Source organism: Pseudomonas sp. KH_050 (assembly GCF_057838875.1).
This window is the reverse complement of record NZ_CM174478.1, coordinates 804406-823350: the sequence shown is the minus strand read 5'-3', so window position 1 is coordinate 823350 and position 18945 is coordinate 804406. Positions and strand designations below refer to the sequence as shown.

Annotated in this window: 16 protein-coding genes; 13 read left to right on the top strand and 3 right to left on the bottom strand. The window is 60.3% G+C overall.

Features of this window, described 5'->3' with window-relative positions; translation table 11 throughout:
• Positions 1-47 precede the first annotated feature (47 nt).
• Positions 48-935: a heme/hemin ABC transporter substrate-binding protein gene (locus AC3IUA_RS03810; RefSeq protein ID WP_489359195.1), complete on the bottom strand. Its 888-nt coding sequence runs from the start codon at positions 933-935 to the stop codon at positions 48-50.
• Positions 936-1152: 217 nt separating this feature from the next.
• On the opposite strand from AC3IUA_RS03810, the gene AC3IUA_RS03805 reads away from it, so the two are divergent.
• Entirely contained in the window at positions 1153-1470 is a 318-nt protein-coding gene (locus tag AC3IUA_RS03805) for a Rieske (2Fe-2S) protein (protein ID WP_489359194.1), read from the top strand.
• Here the strand turns inward: AC3IUA_RS03805 and sfsA are convergent.
• Both sfsA and AC3IUA_RS03795 read right to left on the bottom strand, forming a co-directional pair.
• On the bottom strand, positions 1467-2180 hold the full coding sequence (gene sfsA, locus AC3IUA_RS03800; RefSeq protein ID WP_489359193.1) for a DNA/RNA nuclease SfsA: 714 nt from the start codon (positions 2178-2180) through the stop codon (positions 1467-1469). The genes AC3IUA_RS03805 and sfsA overlap by 4 nt on opposite strands.
• A complete protein-coding gene (locus tag AC3IUA_RS03795; RefSeq protein WP_489359191.1) occupies positions 2180-3352 on the bottom strand; it encodes a pyridoxal phosphate-dependent aminotransferase in 1173 nt (390 codons plus the stop codon). The genes sfsA and AC3IUA_RS03795 overlap by 1 nt, the downstream gene beginning before the upstream one ends.
• Positions 3353-3691: 339 nt before the next feature.
• On the opposite strand from AC3IUA_RS03795, the gene dksA reads away from it, so the two are divergent.
• The 12 genes from dksA to acs all read left to right on the top strand — a co-directional run bounded on the left by dksA (position 3692) and on the right by acs (position 18928).
• Positions 3692-4135 carry an RNA polymerase-binding protein DksA gene (gene dksA, locus AC3IUA_RS03790; RefSeq protein ID WP_150643317.1) on the top strand — a complete coding sequence of 148 codons (444 nt, stop codon included), beginning with the start codon at positions 3692-3694 and terminating at the stop codon, positions 4133-4135.
• 100 nt (positions 4136-4235) lie between these two features.
• The gene (gluQRS, locus tag AC3IUA_RS03785; protein WP_489359190.1) at positions 4236-5132 is read left to right on the top strand and encodes a tRNA glutamyl-Q(34) synthetase GluQRS; all 897 of its coding nucleotides are present in this window, start codon (positions 4236-4238) and stop codon (positions 5130-5132) included.
• 78 nt (positions 5133-5210) lie between these two features.
• Positions 5211-5387: a hypothetical protein gene (locus AC3IUA_RS03780; RefSeq protein ID WP_003176118.1), complete on the top strand. Its 177-nt coding sequence runs from the start codon at positions 5211-5213 to the stop codon at positions 5385-5387.
• Positions 5371-8325, top strand: a complete 2955-nt coding sequence (locus AC3IUA_RS03775) for a sensor histidine kinase (protein ID WP_489359189.1) — start codon at positions 5371-5373, stop codon at positions 8323-8325. The genes AC3IUA_RS03780 and AC3IUA_RS03775 overlap by 17 nt, the downstream gene beginning before the upstream one ends.
• Before the next feature lie 22 nt (positions 8326-8347).
• The gene (locus AC3IUA_RS03770; protein ID WP_489359188.1) at positions 8348-9784 is read left to right on the top strand and encodes a sigma-54-dependent transcriptional regulator; all 1437 of its coding nucleotides are present in this window, start codon (positions 8348-8350) and stop codon (positions 9782-9784) included.
• Between the two features lie 674 nt (positions 9785-10458).
• Entirely contained in the window at positions 10459-11868 is a 1410-nt protein-coding gene (locus AC3IUA_RS03765) for a polynucleotide adenylyltransferase PcnB (protein ID WP_489359187.1), read from the top strand.
• Between the two features lie 4 nt (positions 11869-11872).
• Positions 11873-12358, top strand: coding sequence for a 2-amino-4-hydroxy-6-hydroxymethyldihydropteridine diphosphokinase (gene folK / locus AC3IUA_RS03760; protein ID WP_489359186.1), 486 nt, complete (start codon positions 11873-11875; stop codon positions 12356-12358).
• 332 nt (positions 12359-12690) lie between these two features.
• Positions 12691-13491 carry a 3-methyl-2-oxobutanoate hydroxymethyltransferase gene (panB, locus tag AC3IUA_RS03755; RefSeq protein WP_489359185.1) on the top strand — a complete coding sequence of 267 codons (801 nt, stop codon included), beginning with the start codon at positions 12691-12693 and terminating at the stop codon, positions 13489-13491.
• Entirely contained in the window at positions 13488-14348 is an 861-nt protein-coding gene (gene panC, locus AC3IUA_RS03750; protein WP_489359184.1) for a pantoate--beta-alanine ligase, read from the top strand. The genes panB and panC overlap by 4 nt, the downstream gene beginning before the upstream one ends.
• A gap of 128 nt (positions 14349-14476) precedes the next feature.
• A complete protein-coding gene (gene panD, locus AC3IUA_RS03745) occupies positions 14477-14857 on the top strand; it encodes an aspartate 1-decarboxylase (protein ID WP_489359183.1) in 381 nt (126 codons plus the stop codon).
• Positions 14858-15103: 246 nt separating this feature from the next.
• Positions 15104-16768 (top strand): glucose-6-phosphate isomerase, encoded by a 1665-nt coding sequence (pgi, locus tag AC3IUA_RS03740; protein ID WP_489359182.1) that lies wholly within the window; start codon positions 15104-15106, stop codon positions 16766-16768.
• A gap of 222 nt (positions 16769-16990) precedes the next feature.
• Positions 16991-18928, top strand: coding sequence for an acetate--CoA ligase (gene acs / locus AC3IUA_RS03735; RefSeq protein WP_489359181.1), 1938 nt, complete (start codon positions 16991-16993; stop codon positions 18926-18928).
• Positions 18929-18945 lie beyond the last annotated feature (17 nt).

Sequence of the window (18945 nt, the reverse complement as noted above, 5' to 3'; positions counted from 1 at the left end):
CAGCAGGCTCAGCCCGATAAACAACGCTCGCGGTTTAACATGAATGGTCATGGGGCAGTGTTAGCCCTGGCCGGTTCAGCGGGATAAAAACCGCTCGAGAGTTTCACCAGGCTCGCCGGCAAACGTGGCCCGAGCCCGCCTACCAGCAAGGTTGGATCGAGTTCGAACACCCGCCCGCCCTTGGCGGCACGGGTAGCAGCGAGGATCGGGTTCTCCCTGAATAACGCAGCCCGGGCCACCTCGCCGGACAGACTGCGGTCGGCGAACACCAGCACTTCGGGATTGAGACTGGCCAGTGACTCGACCGAAAAGGGCTTGTAGCCGTTGTGGGTGGCCAGATTCTGACCACCGGCCTGCTGCAGCAGCCAGTCTGCAGCAGTGTCCTTGCCGGCGACCAAGGGTTTGCCGCCGGCATTCCCCACCAGCAACAACACCCCCGGTGCCGCTTGCCGGGTCTGCGCCTGGCTGACCCAGGCCTTGTGCTGCAGGAGTTGTTGCTGATAGTCCTGGAACAATTGCGCGGCTTTGTCTTCGCTGCCCAACAGCTTGCCCAGGTGCTGCAAGTTACCCTGCAAGGCCGGCAGCTCCGGCTGCGCCGAGAACAACTCGACCTGCACGCCGGCGTTGCGAATCAGCGACAGCGTTGGCGGCGGGCCCATTTCTTCGGTTCCCACCAGAATCTGCGGACGCAAACTCAATACGCCTTCAGCCGACAACTGCCGCTGGTAACCGATACTGGGCAGCGCCTTGAGTGATTCCGGGTGCTGGCTTGTAGTATCGACGCCGACCAGCTTCGACTCGCCGCCCAATGCACTGACCCATTCCGATAACGCGCCACCGGCACTGACCCAGCGTTGCGGCAAATCGGCCGCAGCAACCCCTTGGCTGAGCAGAAGTGCGACACAGAACGCAATAGCGCTGGTACTCAGGCGCATAAAAGGTTTTCCTTTGAGGGGCGACACACTGGGTCACGGGTCAATCTGACATCCGGAGGACCCACGGCAACATAATCCGCAAGCACGTGGAAACGGGCGAGCGGCCATTTGATAATTGTTTGCATTTGCACGTCAAGCACAGACGTGTTTCGTCACATGCCCTGCGAGCACGCCATGACAGCCATGGCGTCGAGCCTGCGGCCCCCAAAGGATAGCCATGAAGTTTCTTTGCACCCACGCCGAACTGGTCGATGCCAGCAGCCGCGGTTTTGATATCGACGGTCAGAAGCTGTTTGCCGTGCGCCGCGAAGGCGAGGTCTACGTTTATATCAATCGCTGCCCGCACCGGGGTGTTGCGCTGGAATGGCAGCCCGACCAGTTTCTCGACCAGAGCGCCAGCCTGATCCAGTGCGCCACCCACGGCGCCCTGTTCCTGATCGAAACCGGCGAATGCGTCGCCGGCCCCTGTGCCGGGCAGTCCTTGACCGCCCTGACCTGCAAGGAAGACGACCAAGGCATCTGGGTCGAGCTTTAGCCGTTCAGAATGACTTCCAAACGCCGGTCGATGCAGACCTCTTCAGCGGTCAGCCGCACACCATAAGCCAATACCTCGACCCCGCAATCAACCGCTTCACGCAGAGCCGCGGCATACACCGGGTCGATTTCCTCGGCCGGACGTACTGCCTCGATGCCGGTCAGGTTGACGCAATACAGCTGCACCGCGCGAATGCCCTCTCGCGCCAGACAAGCCAGCTCGCGCAGGTGTTTGGCCCCGCGCTGGGTCACCGCGTCAGGAAAGGCTGCTATCGCCAGGCTATCAAAGCCCAGCGTGACACTTTTGACTTCGACAAAGGCCGGGCCGCCCGGGTAATCCAGGCGGAAATCGATCCGGCTGTTCTCCTGCCCGTAAGCGACTTCGCGCTTGAGCCCGGTAAAACCACTAAGTTCAGTGATCAAACCGGCGTGCAATGCCTCCTCGATCAAGCCATTGGCCCGTGCCGTATTGACGCACGCCAGGCGCCCCTGCGGGGTTTCGCTGATCTCCCAGGTGCCGGGCAATTTGCGCTTGGGGTCGTTGGAACGACTGAACCAGACCTGCCCGCCCTCGACCATGCAATTGAACATCGAACCGGTATTGGGGCAGTGAATGGTCAGCAACTCGCCATCAACGGTTTCGATATCCGCCAAAAACCGCTTGTAGCGACGAAGCAATCGACCTTCTTCGAGTGGAGGATGGAAGCGCATCAGCCCTGCCAACTCCGCAAGCCGCGGGCAATCCGCTCGACAGCTTCCTGCAAACGATCCAGGTTCTGGGTGTAGGCAAACCGCACATGATGGCCGGCTTGATGGCGACCGAAATCCAGCCCCGGGGTAATCGCAACATGCTCGGTTTCCAGGAAATGTCGGCAGAAATCGAAGGCATCTCCGCCAAACGCGCTGATATCCGCATACAAATAGAAGGCGCCTTCCGGTTCCACGGCAATCCCGAAGCCCAGCTCGCGCAAGGCCGGTAACAGGAAATCACGCCGGCGGCCGAATTCGGCGCGACGCTCTTCGAGAATGCTCAGGGTATCGGGCTCGAAGCAGGCCAACGCAGCGTGCTGGGCCATGCTCGGGGCGCTGATGTAGAGATTTTGCGCGAGTTTTTCCAACTCCCCGACCGCGGCGGGTGGCGCCACCAGCCAACCCAGGCGCCAGCCGGTCATGCCGAAGTATTTCGAGAAGCTGTTGAGGACAAATGCCTCGTTATCGACCTCCAGCACGCTGGCCGCATCGGTGCCATAGGTCAGGCCGTGATAGATCTCGTCCACCACCAGGTGACCTTTGCGTGCCTTGATCGCGGCGGACAGTCCGGCCAGTTCGTCGCGAGTCAGAATCGTCCCGGTCGGATTGGCGGGAGAAGCCACCAACGCACCGACACTGTCCTGATCCCAATGACGCTCGACCAGCCCGGGGGTGAGCTGATAACGCACGTCCGGACCGACCGGCACCAGCTGCGCCGCGCCTTCCACCAGGCGCAGAAAGTGCCGGTTGCACGGGTAGCCCGGATCCGCCAGCAGCCAGTGCTTGCCCGGGTCGACCAGCAAACTGCTGGCCAGCAACAATGCCCCGGAACCACCGGGGGTGATCAGAATGCGCTCGGGATCGATGTCCAGGCCATAACGCTGCTGGTAGAAGCCCGAGATGGCCGTGCGCAACTCCGGGATCCCACGGGCGGCGGTGTAACGGGTCTTCCCCGCTGTCAGCGCGTCCTGGCCGGCTTTGATGATCGGTGCGGCCGTGGTGAAGTCCGGCTCGCCGATTTCCAGGTGAATCACGTCGTGCCCGGCTGACTGCAGCTCGTTGGCACGCGCCAGCAACGCCATGACGTGGAAAGGTTCGATAGCGCGGCTGCGCGCACTGTAGGGCTGAGCCATTAGCCTTCCTTCAAGGGTGAGCAAAAAACCGATTCTACCCAACTTCTATCCAATGGCGGGAACGAGCGAGAGCCTGAAACGGTCTGATTTACCAGAAAGCCGGAACAACTCATGCGTTTGGCCGGGGATTGACTAAAATCAATATTTGATCAGGCGTCCAGACCCACCAGCCAAGGGTTTGCAACCTTTTGCAAGCATCGCGGACCGCAGGCTCGTCAACAGGGAGTAGCGCGGTCCGATTTGATCTGGTAAGTTCGCCCGCTTGCAGCCGCAGGGCCGGCAGGTGTCGGTGATGGAGCAATCCTGCGCAATGGATTACAAGAGTAGAGGCGGTCCTTCATGCCCACCCAAGCAAAGCAACAGAGCAGCCAACTGATTAGCGGCTTCGAACCCTATGTTCCGACCAAGGGCGAGGAGTACATGGGCGAGCCCATGCGCAAGCACTTCACCAAGATCCTGAACAAGTGGAAACAGGACTTGATGCAGGAAGTCGACCGCACTGTTGATCATATGAAAGACGAAGCGGCCAACTTCCCTGACCCGGCCGACCGTGCCAGTCAGGAAGAAGAGTTCAGCCTGGAACTGCGTGCCCGCGATCGCGAGCGCAAGCTGATCAAGAAAATCGACAAGACCCTGCAGCTGATCGAAGATGAAGAATATGGTTGGTGCGAGTCCTGCGGCGTAGAGATCGGTATTCGCCGACTGGAAGCACGCCCTACCGCCGACATGTGCGTTGATTGCAAAACCCTGGCGGAAATCAAGGAAAAGCAGGTCGGCAAGTAACCGCCGGACTGAACGAAAAACGGAGCGTGCGAACGCTCCGTTTTTTGTTTGTGGCTTTTGATCCCCAATAATCTCCGGATTTCCCAGTAGCATCCGCCCCATGACTGCCATCACCTCATCCGCCTATATCGGGCGCTTCGCCCCCACTCCCAGTGGTCATCTGCACTTCGGGTCGCTGGTCGCCGCCGTGGCCTCGTACCTTGACGCCCGCTCCGTCGGCGGACGCTGGTTGATGCGCATGGAAGACCTCGACCCGCCACGGGAAGAGCCCGGTGCCCAGGCCGCGATCCTCAACGCCCTGGAAAAATACGGTTTTGAATGGGACGGTGAAATGGTTCGCCAGAGCGATCGCCATGACGCCTACGCCCAGGTGCTCGACCGCCTGTTCAATCAAGGCCTGGCCTACGCCTGCACCTGTTCACGCAAAACGCTTGCGCCCTGGCACGGCATTTATCCCGGATCCTGTCGCAACGCTGGCCACGCCAGTGAAGGCGCGGCCATCCGCCTGCGAGTGCCTGAACTGGAATACCATTTCGAAGACCGGGTACAGGGCGAGTTCCGTCAGCATCTGGGGCGCGAGGTGGGTGATTTTGTCATCCGCCGGCGCGACGGGCTGTACGCCTATCAACTGGCGGTGGTGCTCGACGACGCCTGGCAAGGTGTGACGGACATCGTCCGCGGCGCCGATTTACTGGACTCCACGCCACGTCAGCTATACCTGCAAGAGCTGCTCGGACTGCCGCAACCGCGTTACCTGCACGTGCCGCTGATCACCCAACCGAACGGTCACAAGCTGGGCAAGTCTTACCGTTCGCCACCGCTGAGCGACGACCAGGCCACGCCGTTACTACTGCGCGCGCTACGTGCCCTGGGCCAGAATCCCGCGAGCGAACTGGACGACGCAAGCCCCCGGGAAGTACTGAACTGGGGTATCCGGCACTGGGATGCGCTGAAGATACCGCGCACACTGACGCTGCCCGAAGCGCAAATACGCTGACGCCACTTGCAGCTTGGCGCCCATCCGTTACCATCGCCGCACGTTTTCGGGCACGCGCACTATTAAAGAGAGGCCAGGATGTACATCTATCGTTTGGTCCTGCTCCTGGTAGTCGGGATCTATCTGTTCTCCCCGGCCATCATGGATTGGTGGATCGACGCCACTGGCGCCTGGTACCGACCTTATCTGCTCTGGCTGATTCTGATCGTCGTGACCTTCATCCTGCAGAGCCAAAAAGATGCCGATGAGCTTTAGCCTGACCCAGATGATCCTGATCAGCGCCGCCTACCTGGCGGTGCTGTTCGGTGTGGCCTGGATCAGTGAACGCGGGATGATCCCGCGCTGGATCATTCGCCACCCGCTGACCTACACCCTGTCGCTGGGTGTGTATGCCAGCGCCTGGGCGTTTTACGGTACGGTTGGCCTGGCCTATCAGTACGGTTATGGCTTTCTTTCCAGCTACCTCGGGGTTTCCGGGGCCTTTCTGCTGGCGCCAGTGCTGCTCTATCCGATCCTGAAAATCACTCGTACCTATCAGCTCTCGTCCCTGGCTGACCTGTTCGCGTTCCGCTTTCGCAGCACGTGGGCCGGTGCATTGACGACGATTTTCATGCTGATCGGGGTCTTGCCGCTGCTGGCGCTGCAGATTCAGGCAGTCGCCGATTCCATCGGCATCCTCACCCGTGAACCGGTGCAGCATCGCGTGGCCTTGAGCTTCTGCGCATTGATTACCCTGTTCACCATCTTCTTCGGCTCCCGGCATATCGCCACCCGGGAAAAACACGAAGGGCTGGTGTTCGCGATCGCCTTTGAGTCGGTGATCAAACTGATCGCCATCGGCGGCGTCGGCCTGTATGCCTTGTACGGCGTGTTCGACGGTCCGCAACAGCTCGAACTGTGGCTGCTGCAGAACCAGACCGCCCTCGCCGCCCTGCACACCCCGCTGCAAGAAGGCCCATGGCGCACACTGTTGCTGGTGTTCTTCGCCTCGGCGATCGTCATGCCGCACATGTACCACATGACCTTCACCGAAAACCTCAATCCGCGCTCCTTGGTCAGTGCCAGCTGGGGCTTGCCGCTGTTTCTGCTGCTGATGAGCCTGGCGGTGCCGCTGATTCTCTGGGCCGGCTTGAAACTGGGCGCCACCACCAACCCGGAATACTTCACCCTGGGAATCGGCATCGCCGCCAACAGTAAGCCACTGGCGTTATTGGCCTATGTCGGCGGACTGTCGGCAGCCAGCGGGCTGATTATCGTCACCACCCTGGCACTGTCCGGGATGGCCCTGAACCATCTGGTGCTGCCGCTCTATCAGCCGCCGGCCGAAGGCAACATCTACCGCTGGCTGAAGTGGACCCGTCGGGCGCTGATCGTCGCGATTATCATGGCCGGCTACGGTTTTTACCTGCTGCTGGGCGCGGAGCAGGATCTGGCTAACCTCGGTATCGTCGCCTTTGTCGCCACTTTGCAGTTCTTGCCGGGGGTGTTGTCGGTACTGTACTGGCCGACCGCCAACCGCCGCGGCTTCATCGCCGGTTTGCTGGCGGGGATTGTGGTGTGGCTGGTGACCATGCTGTTGCCGCTGGTCGGCAACCTGCAGGGCTTCTACATTCCGCTGCTGAACATGATTTACGTGCTCGATGACACCAGCTGGCATATGGCGGCCATCGCCTCGCTCGCCGCCAACGTGCTGATGTTCACCCTGATCTCGCTGTTTACCAATGCCAGCCCCGAAGAAGCCAGCGCCGCCGAAGCTTGCGCGGTGGATAACGTTCGTCGCCCGCAACGCCGGGAACTGCACGCCGCCTCGCCTCAGGAATTCGCCACGCAACTGGCCAAGCCACTGGGGGCCAAGGCCGCGCAGAAAGAAGTCGAACAGGCCTTGCGCGATCTTTACTTGCCCTTCGATGAGCGCCGCCCCTATGCCCTGCGCCGACTGCGCGACCGCATCGAGGCCAATCTCTCGGGCCTGATGGGGCCCAGCGTGGCTCAAGACATGGTCGAAACCTTCCTGCCGTACAAGGCTGGCGGCGAGAACTATGTCACCGAAGATATCCACTTCATCGAAAGCCGCCTCGAGGACTACCACTCGCGCCTGACCGGCCTGGCCGCCGAGCTCGACGCCCTGCGCCGATATCACCGGCAAACCCTGCAGGAGCTGCCGATGGGTGTCTGCTCGCTGGCCAAGGACCAGGAAATCCTCATGTGGAACAAAGCCATGGAGGAGCTGACCGGCATCGCCGCCCAGCGCGTGGTCGGTTCGCGCCTGAGCACCCTCGGCGATCCGTGGAGGGCGCTGTTGCAAGGCTTCATCGACCTCCCGGACGAGCACCTGCACAAACAACACCTGGCCCTCGACGGCCAGACCCGCTGGCTGAACCTGCACAAAGCCGCCATCGACGAACCGCTGGCCCCCGGCAACAGCGGCCTGGTGCTGCTGGTGGAAGACCTGACCGATACCCAGATGCTTGAGGATAAACTGGTGCACTCCGAGCGACTGGCCAGCATCGGCCGTCTGGCGGCCGGCGTCGCCCATGAAATCGGCAACCCGATCACCGGCATCGCCTGCCTTGCGCAAAACCTGCGTGAAGAGCGCGAAGATGACAGCGAGCTGACCGAAATCAGCGGGCAGATCCTCGAACAGACCAAGCGCGTGTCGCGCATCGTCCAGTCATTGATGAGCTTCGCCCACGCCGGCAGCCATCAAAACAGTGACGAGCCGGTGTGCCTGGCCGAAGTGGCGCAGGATGCGATTGGCTTGCTGGCACTGAACCGACGCAACTTCGAAGTGCACTTCTACAACCTGTGCGACCCGGAGCACTGGGTCGACGGCGACCCGCAGCGGCTCGCCCAGGTCCTGATCAACCTGCTGTCCAATGCCCGCGATGCCTCACCGCCCGGCAGTGCAGTACGAGTCAAGAGCGAAGCCGGCGAACACACGGTCGATCTGATCGTCGAAGACGAAGGCAGCGGTATTCCACAGAACATCATGGACCGATTGTTCGAACCTTTCTTCACCACCAAGGATCCTGGCGAAGGCACCGGTCTGGGCCTTGCACTGGTCTATTCCATCGTTGAAGAGCATTATGGACAAATCACCATCGACAGCCCGGCTGACACACAAAGCCAGCGCGGCACCCGTATCAGGGTGACCTTACCGCGTCATGTCGAAGCGACGTCCGCTGTGAACTGAGACCGTCGAGAGTATCGAATCAATGCCGCACATTTTGATCGTCGAAGACGAAACAATTATTCGCTCCGCCTTGCGCCGCCTGCTGGAACGTAACCAGTACCAGGTCAGCGAAGCCGGTTCCGTGCAGGAAGCACAAGAGCGTTTCAGCATTCCCTCGTTCGACCTGATCGTCAGTGACCTGCGCCTGCCCGGCGCACCGGGTACCGAGCTGATCAAGCATGGCCAGGGCACCCCGGTGCTGATCATGACCAGCTATGCCAGCCTGCGCTCGGCCGTCGACTCGATGAAGATGGGCGCGGTGGATTACATCGCCAAGCCTTTCGATCATGACGAAATGCTGCAGGCCGTCGCACGCATCCTGCGTGACCGGCAAACGGCGCAGATTACCGCGGGCGAACCGGCCGTCGGCAAGACCGGCAATGGCGCAGCGAAATCCGGTATCGACAACAGCAACGGCGAGATCGGCATCATCGGCTCCTGCCCGCCAATGCTGGATATGTACAGCAAGATCCGCAAAGTCGCGCCAACCGATTCCAATGTGCTGATCCAGGGTGAGTCCGGTACCGGCAAGGAACTGGTGGCCCGCGCCCTGCACAACCTGTCCAGACGCGCCAAGGCGCCGATGATTTCGGTGAACTGCGCGGCCATCCCGGAAAGCCTCATCGAGTCCGAGCTGTTCGGCCACGAAAAAGGCGCCTTCACGGGTGCCAGCGCCGGTCGCGCTGGCCTGGTCGAAGCGGCGGATGGCGGTACCTTGTTCCTCGATGAAATCGGCGAGCTGCCACTGGAAGCCCAGGCGCGCTTGCTGCGCGTGCTACAGGAAGGCGAAATCCGCCGTGTCGGCTCGGTGCAGTCGCAGAAGGTCGATGTCCGCCTGATCGCTGCAACCCACCGCGACCTCAAAAGCCTGGCCAAGATCGGCCAGTTCCGCGAGGACCTGTATTACCGCCTTCACGTGATTGCCCTGAAGCTGCCAGCCCTGCGCGAGCGGGGTGCCGACGTCAACGAAATCGCCACCGCCTTCCTCGCCAGGCAAAGTGCCCGAATCAACCGCACAGACCTGAGGTTCGCCGCGGACGCCGAGCAGGCGATTCGTCACTACTCCTGGCCGGGTAACGTTCGCGAACTGGAAAATGCGGTGGAGCGCGCGGTCATCCTGTGCGAGAGCCCAGAGATTTCCGCCGAACTGCTGGGCATCGATATCGAGCTGAGCGATCTGGAAGACGACGATTTCATCGGTCTGGCACCGCAACAAGGCAGTGCCAACACCACCAGCCACGAGCCTACCGAAGACTTGTCGCTGGAAGACTACTTCCAGCATTTCGTTCTCGAGCATCAGGACCACATGACCGAGACCGAACTGGCCCGCAAACTCGGGGTCAGCCGCAAATGCCTGTGGGAACGGCGCCAGCGCCTGGGCATTCCACGGCGCAAGACCGGGGTTGCCAGCGAGAGCTGATGCGCGCGGGTAACACCCGCACAGGTGAAGAAACTGTTACCTCAGGTTTTTCACGTAACAGAAGCCGGGGCTTACGGTAACGAAACCCCGGCTTTTTTATGCCCGAAAAAACCTCACCACACCTCCAAACCCCCGGCTTTACTGGCCTTTGCAAAAGTTGGCACGACACCTGCTATATGCTTAGTACAAAAACAATAACAAGCAATGCAACAAACAATAAAAATAAGACGAAACGGCTCACGCACAATAAAAACAACACGGCGGAGGCGCAGCTAACTGATTCTTTTGGAGAGGCGTTGTATTTGGGGCTTGCCCCGCAACCAGGCCGAGAACAACAAAAAACTGTCCTAAAGACAGAGCCTGAACTGGTTGGATCACTGGATCATGCAACACAGCGACCAAAGCAATCCGTTTGCTCTTGGCTCCCGATTGGGAGGGTCACGAAGGTAAGAACTCGTGACGAGGGCACTCAACAAAAACAAGAAGCCCAATACCAATAATAAAAATAGAGCATGCAACTACTTCTTGGGGAGCTTCGGCTCCCCTTGTGGTTTCTGGCGTTTGAGCTATCCGCGCACGCTTCCTACACCATCCCCCGACTAAATGCTAGAATCCCCGCCCATCATGCGGTCATTCTTCGTTATGGCCGAACATTCCTTCAAACAGTGCATCCCATGCTGAAGAAGCTGTTCCAGTCATTCCGTTCTCCCTTGCGTCGTACGCAACACATCCGTAGCACGCCTGAAGTGCTCAACAGCAGCCAGCATTCGCTGCAACGCACTCAATTCAGCCGTTATGCGGTCAACATCGTCGAACGCCTGCAGAACGCCGGTTACCAGGCTTACCTGGTCGGTGGTTGCGTGCGCGACATGCTGCTCAACATCACGCCCAAAGACTTCGACGTCGCCACCAGCGCCACGCCGGAACAGGTTCGCGCCGAATTTCGCAATGCGCGGATCATTGGCCGCCGGTTCAAGCTGGTGCATATCCACTTTGGTCGCGAAATTATCGAAGTCGCGACCTTCCGCGCCAATCACCCGCAAAACGACGAAGAGGAAGACAGCAATCAGTCCTCACGCAACGAAAGCGGGCGCATTCTGCGGGATAACGTCTATGGCACGCTGGAAGAAGACGCTCAACGTCGCGACTTCACCATCAACGCCCTGTATTACGATCCGGTCAGTGAGCGCATTCTCGACTACGCCAACGGCGTACATGACATCCGCAACCGCCTGATCCGCCTGATCGGCGATCCACAGCAGCGTTACCAGGAAGACCCGGTACGGATGCTGCGGGCCGTGCGTTTCGCCGCCAAGCTGGATTTCGGCATCGAAAAGCACAGCGCCACGCCGATTCGCGACCTGGCGCCAATGCTGCGCGAGATCCCTTCGGCACGGTTGTTCGAGGAAGTGCTGAAGCTGTTCCTCTCCGGCCATGCCGCAGACACCTTCGAAATGCTGGTGGATCTGCAGTTGTTCGACCCATTGTTCCCGGCCACCGCCGAAGCGCTGGAGCACAACCCGACCTACACCCACACCCTGATCAGCGAAGCCTTGATCAACACTGATCTGCGCATCAAGCAGAACAAGCCGGTCACCCCGGCGTTCCTCTTCGCCGCCCTGCTCTGGCCTGCCCTGCCGGCTCGCGTACTGCGCTTGCAAGACCGCGGCATGCCGCCGATTCCGGCCATGCAGGAAGCCGCTCACGAGCTGATCAGCGAACAGTGCCAGCGCATCGCGATTCCAAAACGCTTCACCCTGCCGATCCGCGAAATCTGGGACATGCAGGAGCGCCTGCCGCGGCGCAGTGGCAAACGTGCCGATCTGCTGCTGGACAACCCGCGTTTCCGTGCCGGTTACGATTTCTTGCTGCTGCGCGAAAGCGCCGGCGAACAGACCGATGACCTGGGCGAGTGGTGGACCGATTATCAGGACGCTAACGACAGCGAGCGTCGCGACATGATCCGCGACCTCAGCGGCAAGGACGACGGTACCGGCGGCGCCCCGCGCAAGCGCCGCCGCAGCGGCGGCAGCAAGCGTAAACGCACGACCGCGGTCGGCACTCCGAGCGCTTCGGGCGAGTAAACCGATGGAACGTATCTACATTGGCATGGGCAGCAATCTGGCTGACCCAGCGGACCAATTACGCAACGCCGTCGATGCGTTGGCGCAATTGCCTCAGACCGAACTGTTCGGCGTCTCGGCCTTCTATCAGAGCGACTCCCTGCTCCCCGGCCAACCGCGCTACACCAACGCAGTGGCCGCGCTGGACAGCCGTCTTGCGCCCCTGAAATTGCTCGATGCGCTGCAAGCCATCGAAAACGCTCAGGGCCGCGAGCGCAATGAACGCTGGGGGCCGCGTACGCTGGACCTGGACATCCTGCTGTTCGGTGACCGGTTGATCGACGAACCACGCCTCAAAGTCCCGCATTACCACCTGCAGGCCAGAGCCTTTGTGCTCTATCCCTTGGCCGAACTGGCCCCGCCTGACCTGCAACTGGCTGACGGGCGCCTTCTCAGCGACTTGCTCGCCGACTGTCCGTTTGTCGGACTCGAACGTCTCGCGCAGGTTTGATTTTTTGTAGCAGCCAAGCTTGCCCGCGATGAACGATAACGCGGTGCTCCAGATAGACCGCGTCGTCCGTATCGCGAGCAAGCTTGCTCCTGCACGCTGCTGAATCGCATCAGTAACATGGGTAACACCGCTGACGTAACAATGCGGTAACACACACAATTGACTTCCCGAGTTCTCCTCACGACTATAGGCGTCCCACTGCCGCCAACCCGGCATTAAAGGGCGCCATCCAGGCCTTATAAGCACGACAAAAGACCGTGCGCCTGTATAAACGAAACATCACGCGCGTTACTCGCAGTAGTTTTCACAGCGCCTGAATGAGGACACTTTTCATGCCAGACATTACCCTGACCACCTTGCAGAGCCTCAAGCTCAAAGGTGAAAAGATCGCCATGCTGACCTGCTATGACGCGACCTTTGCTCACGCCTGCTGCGAGGCGGGTGTCGACGTGCTGCTGGTGGGCGATTCCCTCGGCATGGTCTTGCAAGGGCATGACAGCACCCTGCCGGTCTCCACCGCGGACATGGCTTACCACGTTGCAGCAGTCAAACGCGGTAACGCCGGAGCGCTGATCCTCGCCGACCTGCCCTTCATGGCCTATGCAACCACCGAACAGACGATGATCAACAGTGCCCTGCTGATGCAGGCTGGCGCGCACATGGTAAAAGTCGAGGGTGCGCTGTGGCTGGCGGACTCGATCCGGCTGCTGGCCGAACGTGGCGTGCCGGTCTGCGCCCACATGGGACTGACGCCACAGTCGGTGAACATCCTCGGCGGCTATAAAGTCCAGGGTCGCAATGAAAACCAGGCCCGGCAGATGCGCGCTGACGCTATCGCCCTGGAGCAGGCCGGCGCCGCCATGTTGCTGCTCGAATGCGTACCGAGCGAGCTGGCAGCTGAAATTACCCAGGCGGTGGGTATTCCAGTGATCGGGATTGGTGCCGGTAGCGCCACCGACGGTCAGGTACTGGTGCTGCACGACATGCTCGGTCTGTCGCTGACTGGCCGCGCGCCGAAGTTCGTGAAGAACTTCATGGCCGGGCAGGACAGTATTCAGGCGGCCTTGAGCGCCTACGTCACTGAAGTCAAAGCGGTAACTTTCCCTGGCCCTGAACACGGATTCTCTGCATGAATACTGTCAAGACCGTGCGCGAACTGCGCGCCGCCGTAGCTCGCGCCCGCAGTGAAGGCAAGCGGATCGGCTTCGTGCCGACCATGGGCAACCTGCACAGTGGCCATGCGGCGCTGGTGACCAAGGCAGCCCAACGGGTGGACTTCGTGGTGGCGAGCATTTTCGTCAATCCGCTGCAATTCGGCGCTGGCGAAGACCTCGACAAGTACCCACGGACCCTGGCCGCCGACCAGGAGACATTGCTCCAGGCCGGCTGCCATTTGCTGTTCGCCCCGACTGTCGAAGAAATGTACCCGGACGGCATGGCCGGCCAGACACGCGTCAGTGTTCCGCAATTGTCCGAAGGCCTGTGCGGCGCCAGCCGTCCCGGTCACTTCGAAGGCGTGGCGACGGTTGTCAACAAGTTGTTCAACATGGTCCAGCCGGACCTGGCGATCTTCGGTGAGAAAGACTTCCAGCAACTGGCGGTCATTCGCGCCCTGGTCCATGACCTGAACCTGCCGATCCAGATCATTGGCGAGCCAACCGTACGCGCCGCCGACGGCCTTGCGCTGTCATCGCGCAATGGCTACCTGACTGAAGAACAACGCGCCATCGCCCCGGCGCTGTATCGCAGCCTGGGCCAGATTGCCAAAGCCATCCAACAGGGTGAGCGCGATTACCCCAAGCTGCTGTCAGCGCATAAACAGCAGCTGGAAGCTGTCGGTTTCCGGCCCGATTATCTGGAAATTCGCCAGGCGCTGAGCCTGCGTCCGGCGACCCCGGACGACCGCGACCTGGTGATCCTTGTCGCGGCCTATCTGGGTGCCACCCGGCTGATCGACAACCTGCATCTGAACCTCGACGCTACGGTTTAAACGGCAAAATCGAAACTTAAACAGCAAGATCAAACAATAACGGCAAGATCAAAGGATCGCAGCCTGCGGCAGCTCCTACACGCCTGTAGGCGCTGCCCGCCGTTCGATTCCAACCTGGGAAAACACTCATGCACGCAATCATGCTCAAAGCCAAGCTGCATCGCGCCGAAGTCACCCACGCTGTGCTCGACTACGAAGGCTCTTGCGCCATCGATGGCGAATGGCTGGACTTGTCCGGGATCCGTGAGTACGAACAGATCCAGATCTACAACATCGACAACGGCGAACGCTTTACCACCTACGCGATCCGTGGTGAAGAAGGTTCGCGGATGATCTCGGTCAATGGCGCGGCCGCGCACAAAGCCAAGGTTGGGGATCGGGTGATCATTTGCGCCTACGCCCACTACAGCGAAGCCGAACTGCTCAGCTTCAAGCCGCGCATGCTCTACATGGCACCGGGTAATGAACTGAGCCATACCAGCAATGCCATCCCGGTACAGGTCGCCTGACCTACCGCGCATTTCTCTGCACTGAAAGCCTGCCTGTTGCATTCACCTGACGCGCCGGTATAAAAAAGTACCGGCCGCAGGTCAGACAAAGCCAAGACAGATCAAGACGCGAGGTTTACTGTGGTCGCCCCTGCGCAACTAAATTGTGTCAACGTAGGCTGACCGGATCGGGTCTTGTGTTTGAGCAGGACATTCCGGGATTTTCAGTGTCCAAAAGGCAGTTCAAGTAAAAGGAAATCCGCAGCGATGGCGTACTACCGCACTCCACACGACGTTACCGCTCTGCCCGCTTGGCAAGCGTTGAATGAACACCGCGAAGCCATGCAAGACTTCAGCATGCGTGAAGCCTTCAATGCCAACCCTCAACGCTTCAATGAATTCACTTTGAGCAGCTGTGGGCTTTTTCTCGATTATTCGAAAAACCTGATCAACAAAGAAACCCGCGACCTGCTGGTTGGCCTGGGTAAAGAGGCCGGCCTGCAAGAGGCGATCAAAGCACTGTTCGCCGGCGAACTGGTCAACTCTTCGGAGGGTCGCCCGGCCCTGCACACCGCGCTGCGCCGCCCGGTGGGTGACAAGCTGTCGGTGAACGGCGTCAACGTGATGCCGGAAGTGCACAAGGTCCTGAACCAGATAACCGAGCTGGTTGGCCGTATCCATGACGGTCTGTGGCGCGGGTACACCGAGAAGCCGATCACTGACGTGGTGAACATCGGGATCGGTGGGTCGTTCCTCGGTCCGGAGCTGGTCTCCGAAGCGCTGCTGTCCTATGCCCAGAAAGGCGTGCGCTGCCATTACCTGGCGAACATCGATGGCAGTGAGTTCCACGAACTGTCGATGAATATTCGTGCCGAGACCACGCTGTTCATCGTTTCCTCGAAGTCTTTCAATACCCTGGAAACCCTGAAAAACGCTCAAGCCGCTCGCGCCTGGTACCTGGCCCAGGGCGGCTCCGAAGCCGAGCTGTATCGTCACTTCATCGCGGTCTCAAGCAACAATGCTGCCGCTGTGGCGTTCGGTATCCGCGAAGAGAACATCTTCCCGATGTGGGACTGGGTTGGCGGGCGTTACTCGCTATGGTCGGCCATTGGATTGCCAATCGCCCTGGCCATTGGCATGTCGAACTTCAAGGAACTGCTGTCCGGTGCCTATACCATGGACCAGCACTTCCAGAGTGCGCCATTCGAACAGAACATGCCGGTACTGCTGGCACTGCTCGGCGTCTGGTATGGCAACTTCTGGGGCGCGCAAAGCCACGCGATCCTGCCGTACGACCACTACCTGCGCAACATCACCAAGCACTTGCAGCAGCTGGACATGGAATCCAACGGCAAGAGCGTGCGCCAGGACGGTACACCCGTGACCACCGACACTGGCCCGGTGATCTGGGGCGGCGTCGGTTGCAATGGTCAGCACGCCTACCACCAGTTGCTGCACCAGGGCACCCAACTGATTCCGGCCGACTTCATCGTGCCGATCGTCAGCTACAACCCGGTAGCCGACCATCACCAATGGCTGTACGCCAACTGCCTGTCGCAAAGCCAGGCGCTGATGCTCGGCAAGACTCGCGCCGAAGCTGAAGCCGAATTGCGCGACAAAGGTCTGGCCGAAGACGAAGTGCAAAAGCTTGCACCGCACAAGGTGATCCCGGGCAACCGTCCGAGCAACACCCTGGTGGTCGAACGCATCAGCCCACGTCGCCTCGGCGCACTGGTGGCGATGTACGAACACAAAGTCTTCGTGCAGAGCGTGATCTGGGGCATCAACGCCTTCGACCAGTGGGGCGTGGAACTGGGCAAGGAACTCGGCAAGGGCGTCTACAACCGCCTGACCGGCAGCGAGGAAACACCGGCTGATGATGCGTCCACCCAAGGCCTGATCAACTACTTCCGTGGTCGTCACCGCGGGTGATACGCTGAAGGGGCGGTTTGCCCGCCCCTGCAGCTTGCAGCTTACGACAGTTCCTACGGCACCGGGTTAACCGCAAAATCGGTGGCGTGCTCGGTCCCTGTAGGAGCTGCCGAAGGCTGCGATCTTTTGATCCTCAACGTCAAAAGATCGCAGCCTTCGGCAGCTCCTACGAGGGTCGCGTAGCTCCCCTCTTGTCGCAAAAAACAAGAATAAGGAACCGTCATGATCGATATCAGCCAATTTCCTGAAGCCGATGCCGTCCGCCGGGCTGCACAACTGAGTCAGGACGACTACCAGCGTCTTTACCGCCAATCCATCGAGCAACCCGATATTTTCTGGGCTGAACAGGCCACGCGTTTTCTCGACTGGAGTGCACCGTGGCAAACCGTCCAGCGCTATGACCTGAAAACCGGTGCCGCCAGTTGGTTTGCCGGAAGTCAGTTGAACGTCAGTTACAATTGCATCGACCGCCATCTGGAAAAACGCGGCGATCAGGTCGCGATCATCTGGGAAGGCGACGACCCCGTCGAATCGGCGCAGATTACCTACAAAAAACTCCATCACAACGTCTGCCGGCTGGCCAATGTGCTGAAAAGTCGCGGCGTGAAAAAAGGCGACCGGGTCTGCATCTACATGCCGATGATCCCCGAAGCCGCATATGCCATGCTCGCCTGCACGCGGATTGGGGCGGTGCACTCGGTGGTCTTCGGCGGCTTTTCCCCGGACTCCCTGCGCGACCGGATCCTCGATGCCGACTGCCGCACAGTGATCACCGCCGATGAAGGCATACGCGGCGGCAAATTCATCCCGCTCAAGCAGAACGTCGACAAAGCATTGCTCAGTTGCCCGGATGTCGGCACGGTGCTGGTGATCGAGCGCACCCAGGGGGAAATCAACTGGGTCGAAGGCCGTGACCTCTGGTATCACCAGGCTCTGCGCAGCGTGACCGATGACTGCCCGCCCGAGCCAATGGACGCCGAAGACCCGCTGTTCATCCTCTATACCTCCGGCAGCACCGGCAAACCCAAAGGCGTGCTGCACAGCACCGGCGGTTATTTGCTGCAAGCGGCGATGACCTTCAAGTACGTGCTCGACTACCGGGACGGCGAAGTCTTCTGGTGCACCGCCGATGTCGGCTGGGTCACCGGCCACAGCTACATCGTCTACGGCCCGCTGGCCAATGGCGCGACCACGCTGATCTTCGAAGGGGTGCCGAGCTACCCGAGCAGCTCACGGTTCTGGGAAGTGATCGACAAGCACCACGTCAACATCTTCTACACCGCACCGACCGCCCTGCGCGCCCTGATGCGCGAAGGCCCGGAGCCGTTGAAAGAAACCTCGCGCAGCAGCCTGCGCTTGCTGGGTACTGTGGGCGAACCGATCAACCCGGAAGCCTGGGAATGGTATTTCAATGCCGTCGGCGAACAACGCTGCCCGATCGTCGATACCTGGTGGCAGACCGAGACCGGCGGCATCATGCTCAGCCCGCTGGTCAGCGCCAGTCGGGTCAAACCCGGCTGCGCCACCCGACCGATGTTCGGTGTGCAGCCAGTGCTGCTGGACGATCAGGGCAAGGAAATCAGCGGTGCCGGCAGCGGCATACTGGCGATCAAGGCCAGCTGGCCAGCGCAGATCCGCAGCGTTTACGGCGACCCGAAACGCATGCTCGAAACCTATTTCAAGCCCTACCCCGGTTACTACTTTACCGGCGACGGCGCCCGTCGCGATGAAGACGGCGACTACTGGATCACCGGGCGTATCGATGACGTGATCAACGTATCCGGACACCGCATCGGTACCGCTGAGGTTGAAAGCGCGTTGGTGCTCCACGACAGCATTGCCGAGGCCGCCGTGGTCGGTTACCCCCATGACGTGAAGGGCCAGGGGATCTACGCCTTTGTCACGCCAATGAATGGCACCGAACCGAACGAGGCCCTGAAGAAAGAACTGCTGGCCCATGTCAGCAAGGAGATCGGCAGTTTTGCCAAACCGGACCTGATCCAGTGGGCGCCGGCCTTGCCGAAAACCCGTTCGGGCAAGATCATGCGGCGGATTCTGCGCAAGATCGCCTGCAATGAACTGGACAGCCTGGGCGATACCTCGACCCTGGCCGATCCGAGCGTGGTCGAGGGGCTGATCGACAAACGCCTGAACCAATAACCTTGCGCGGCCGAAGC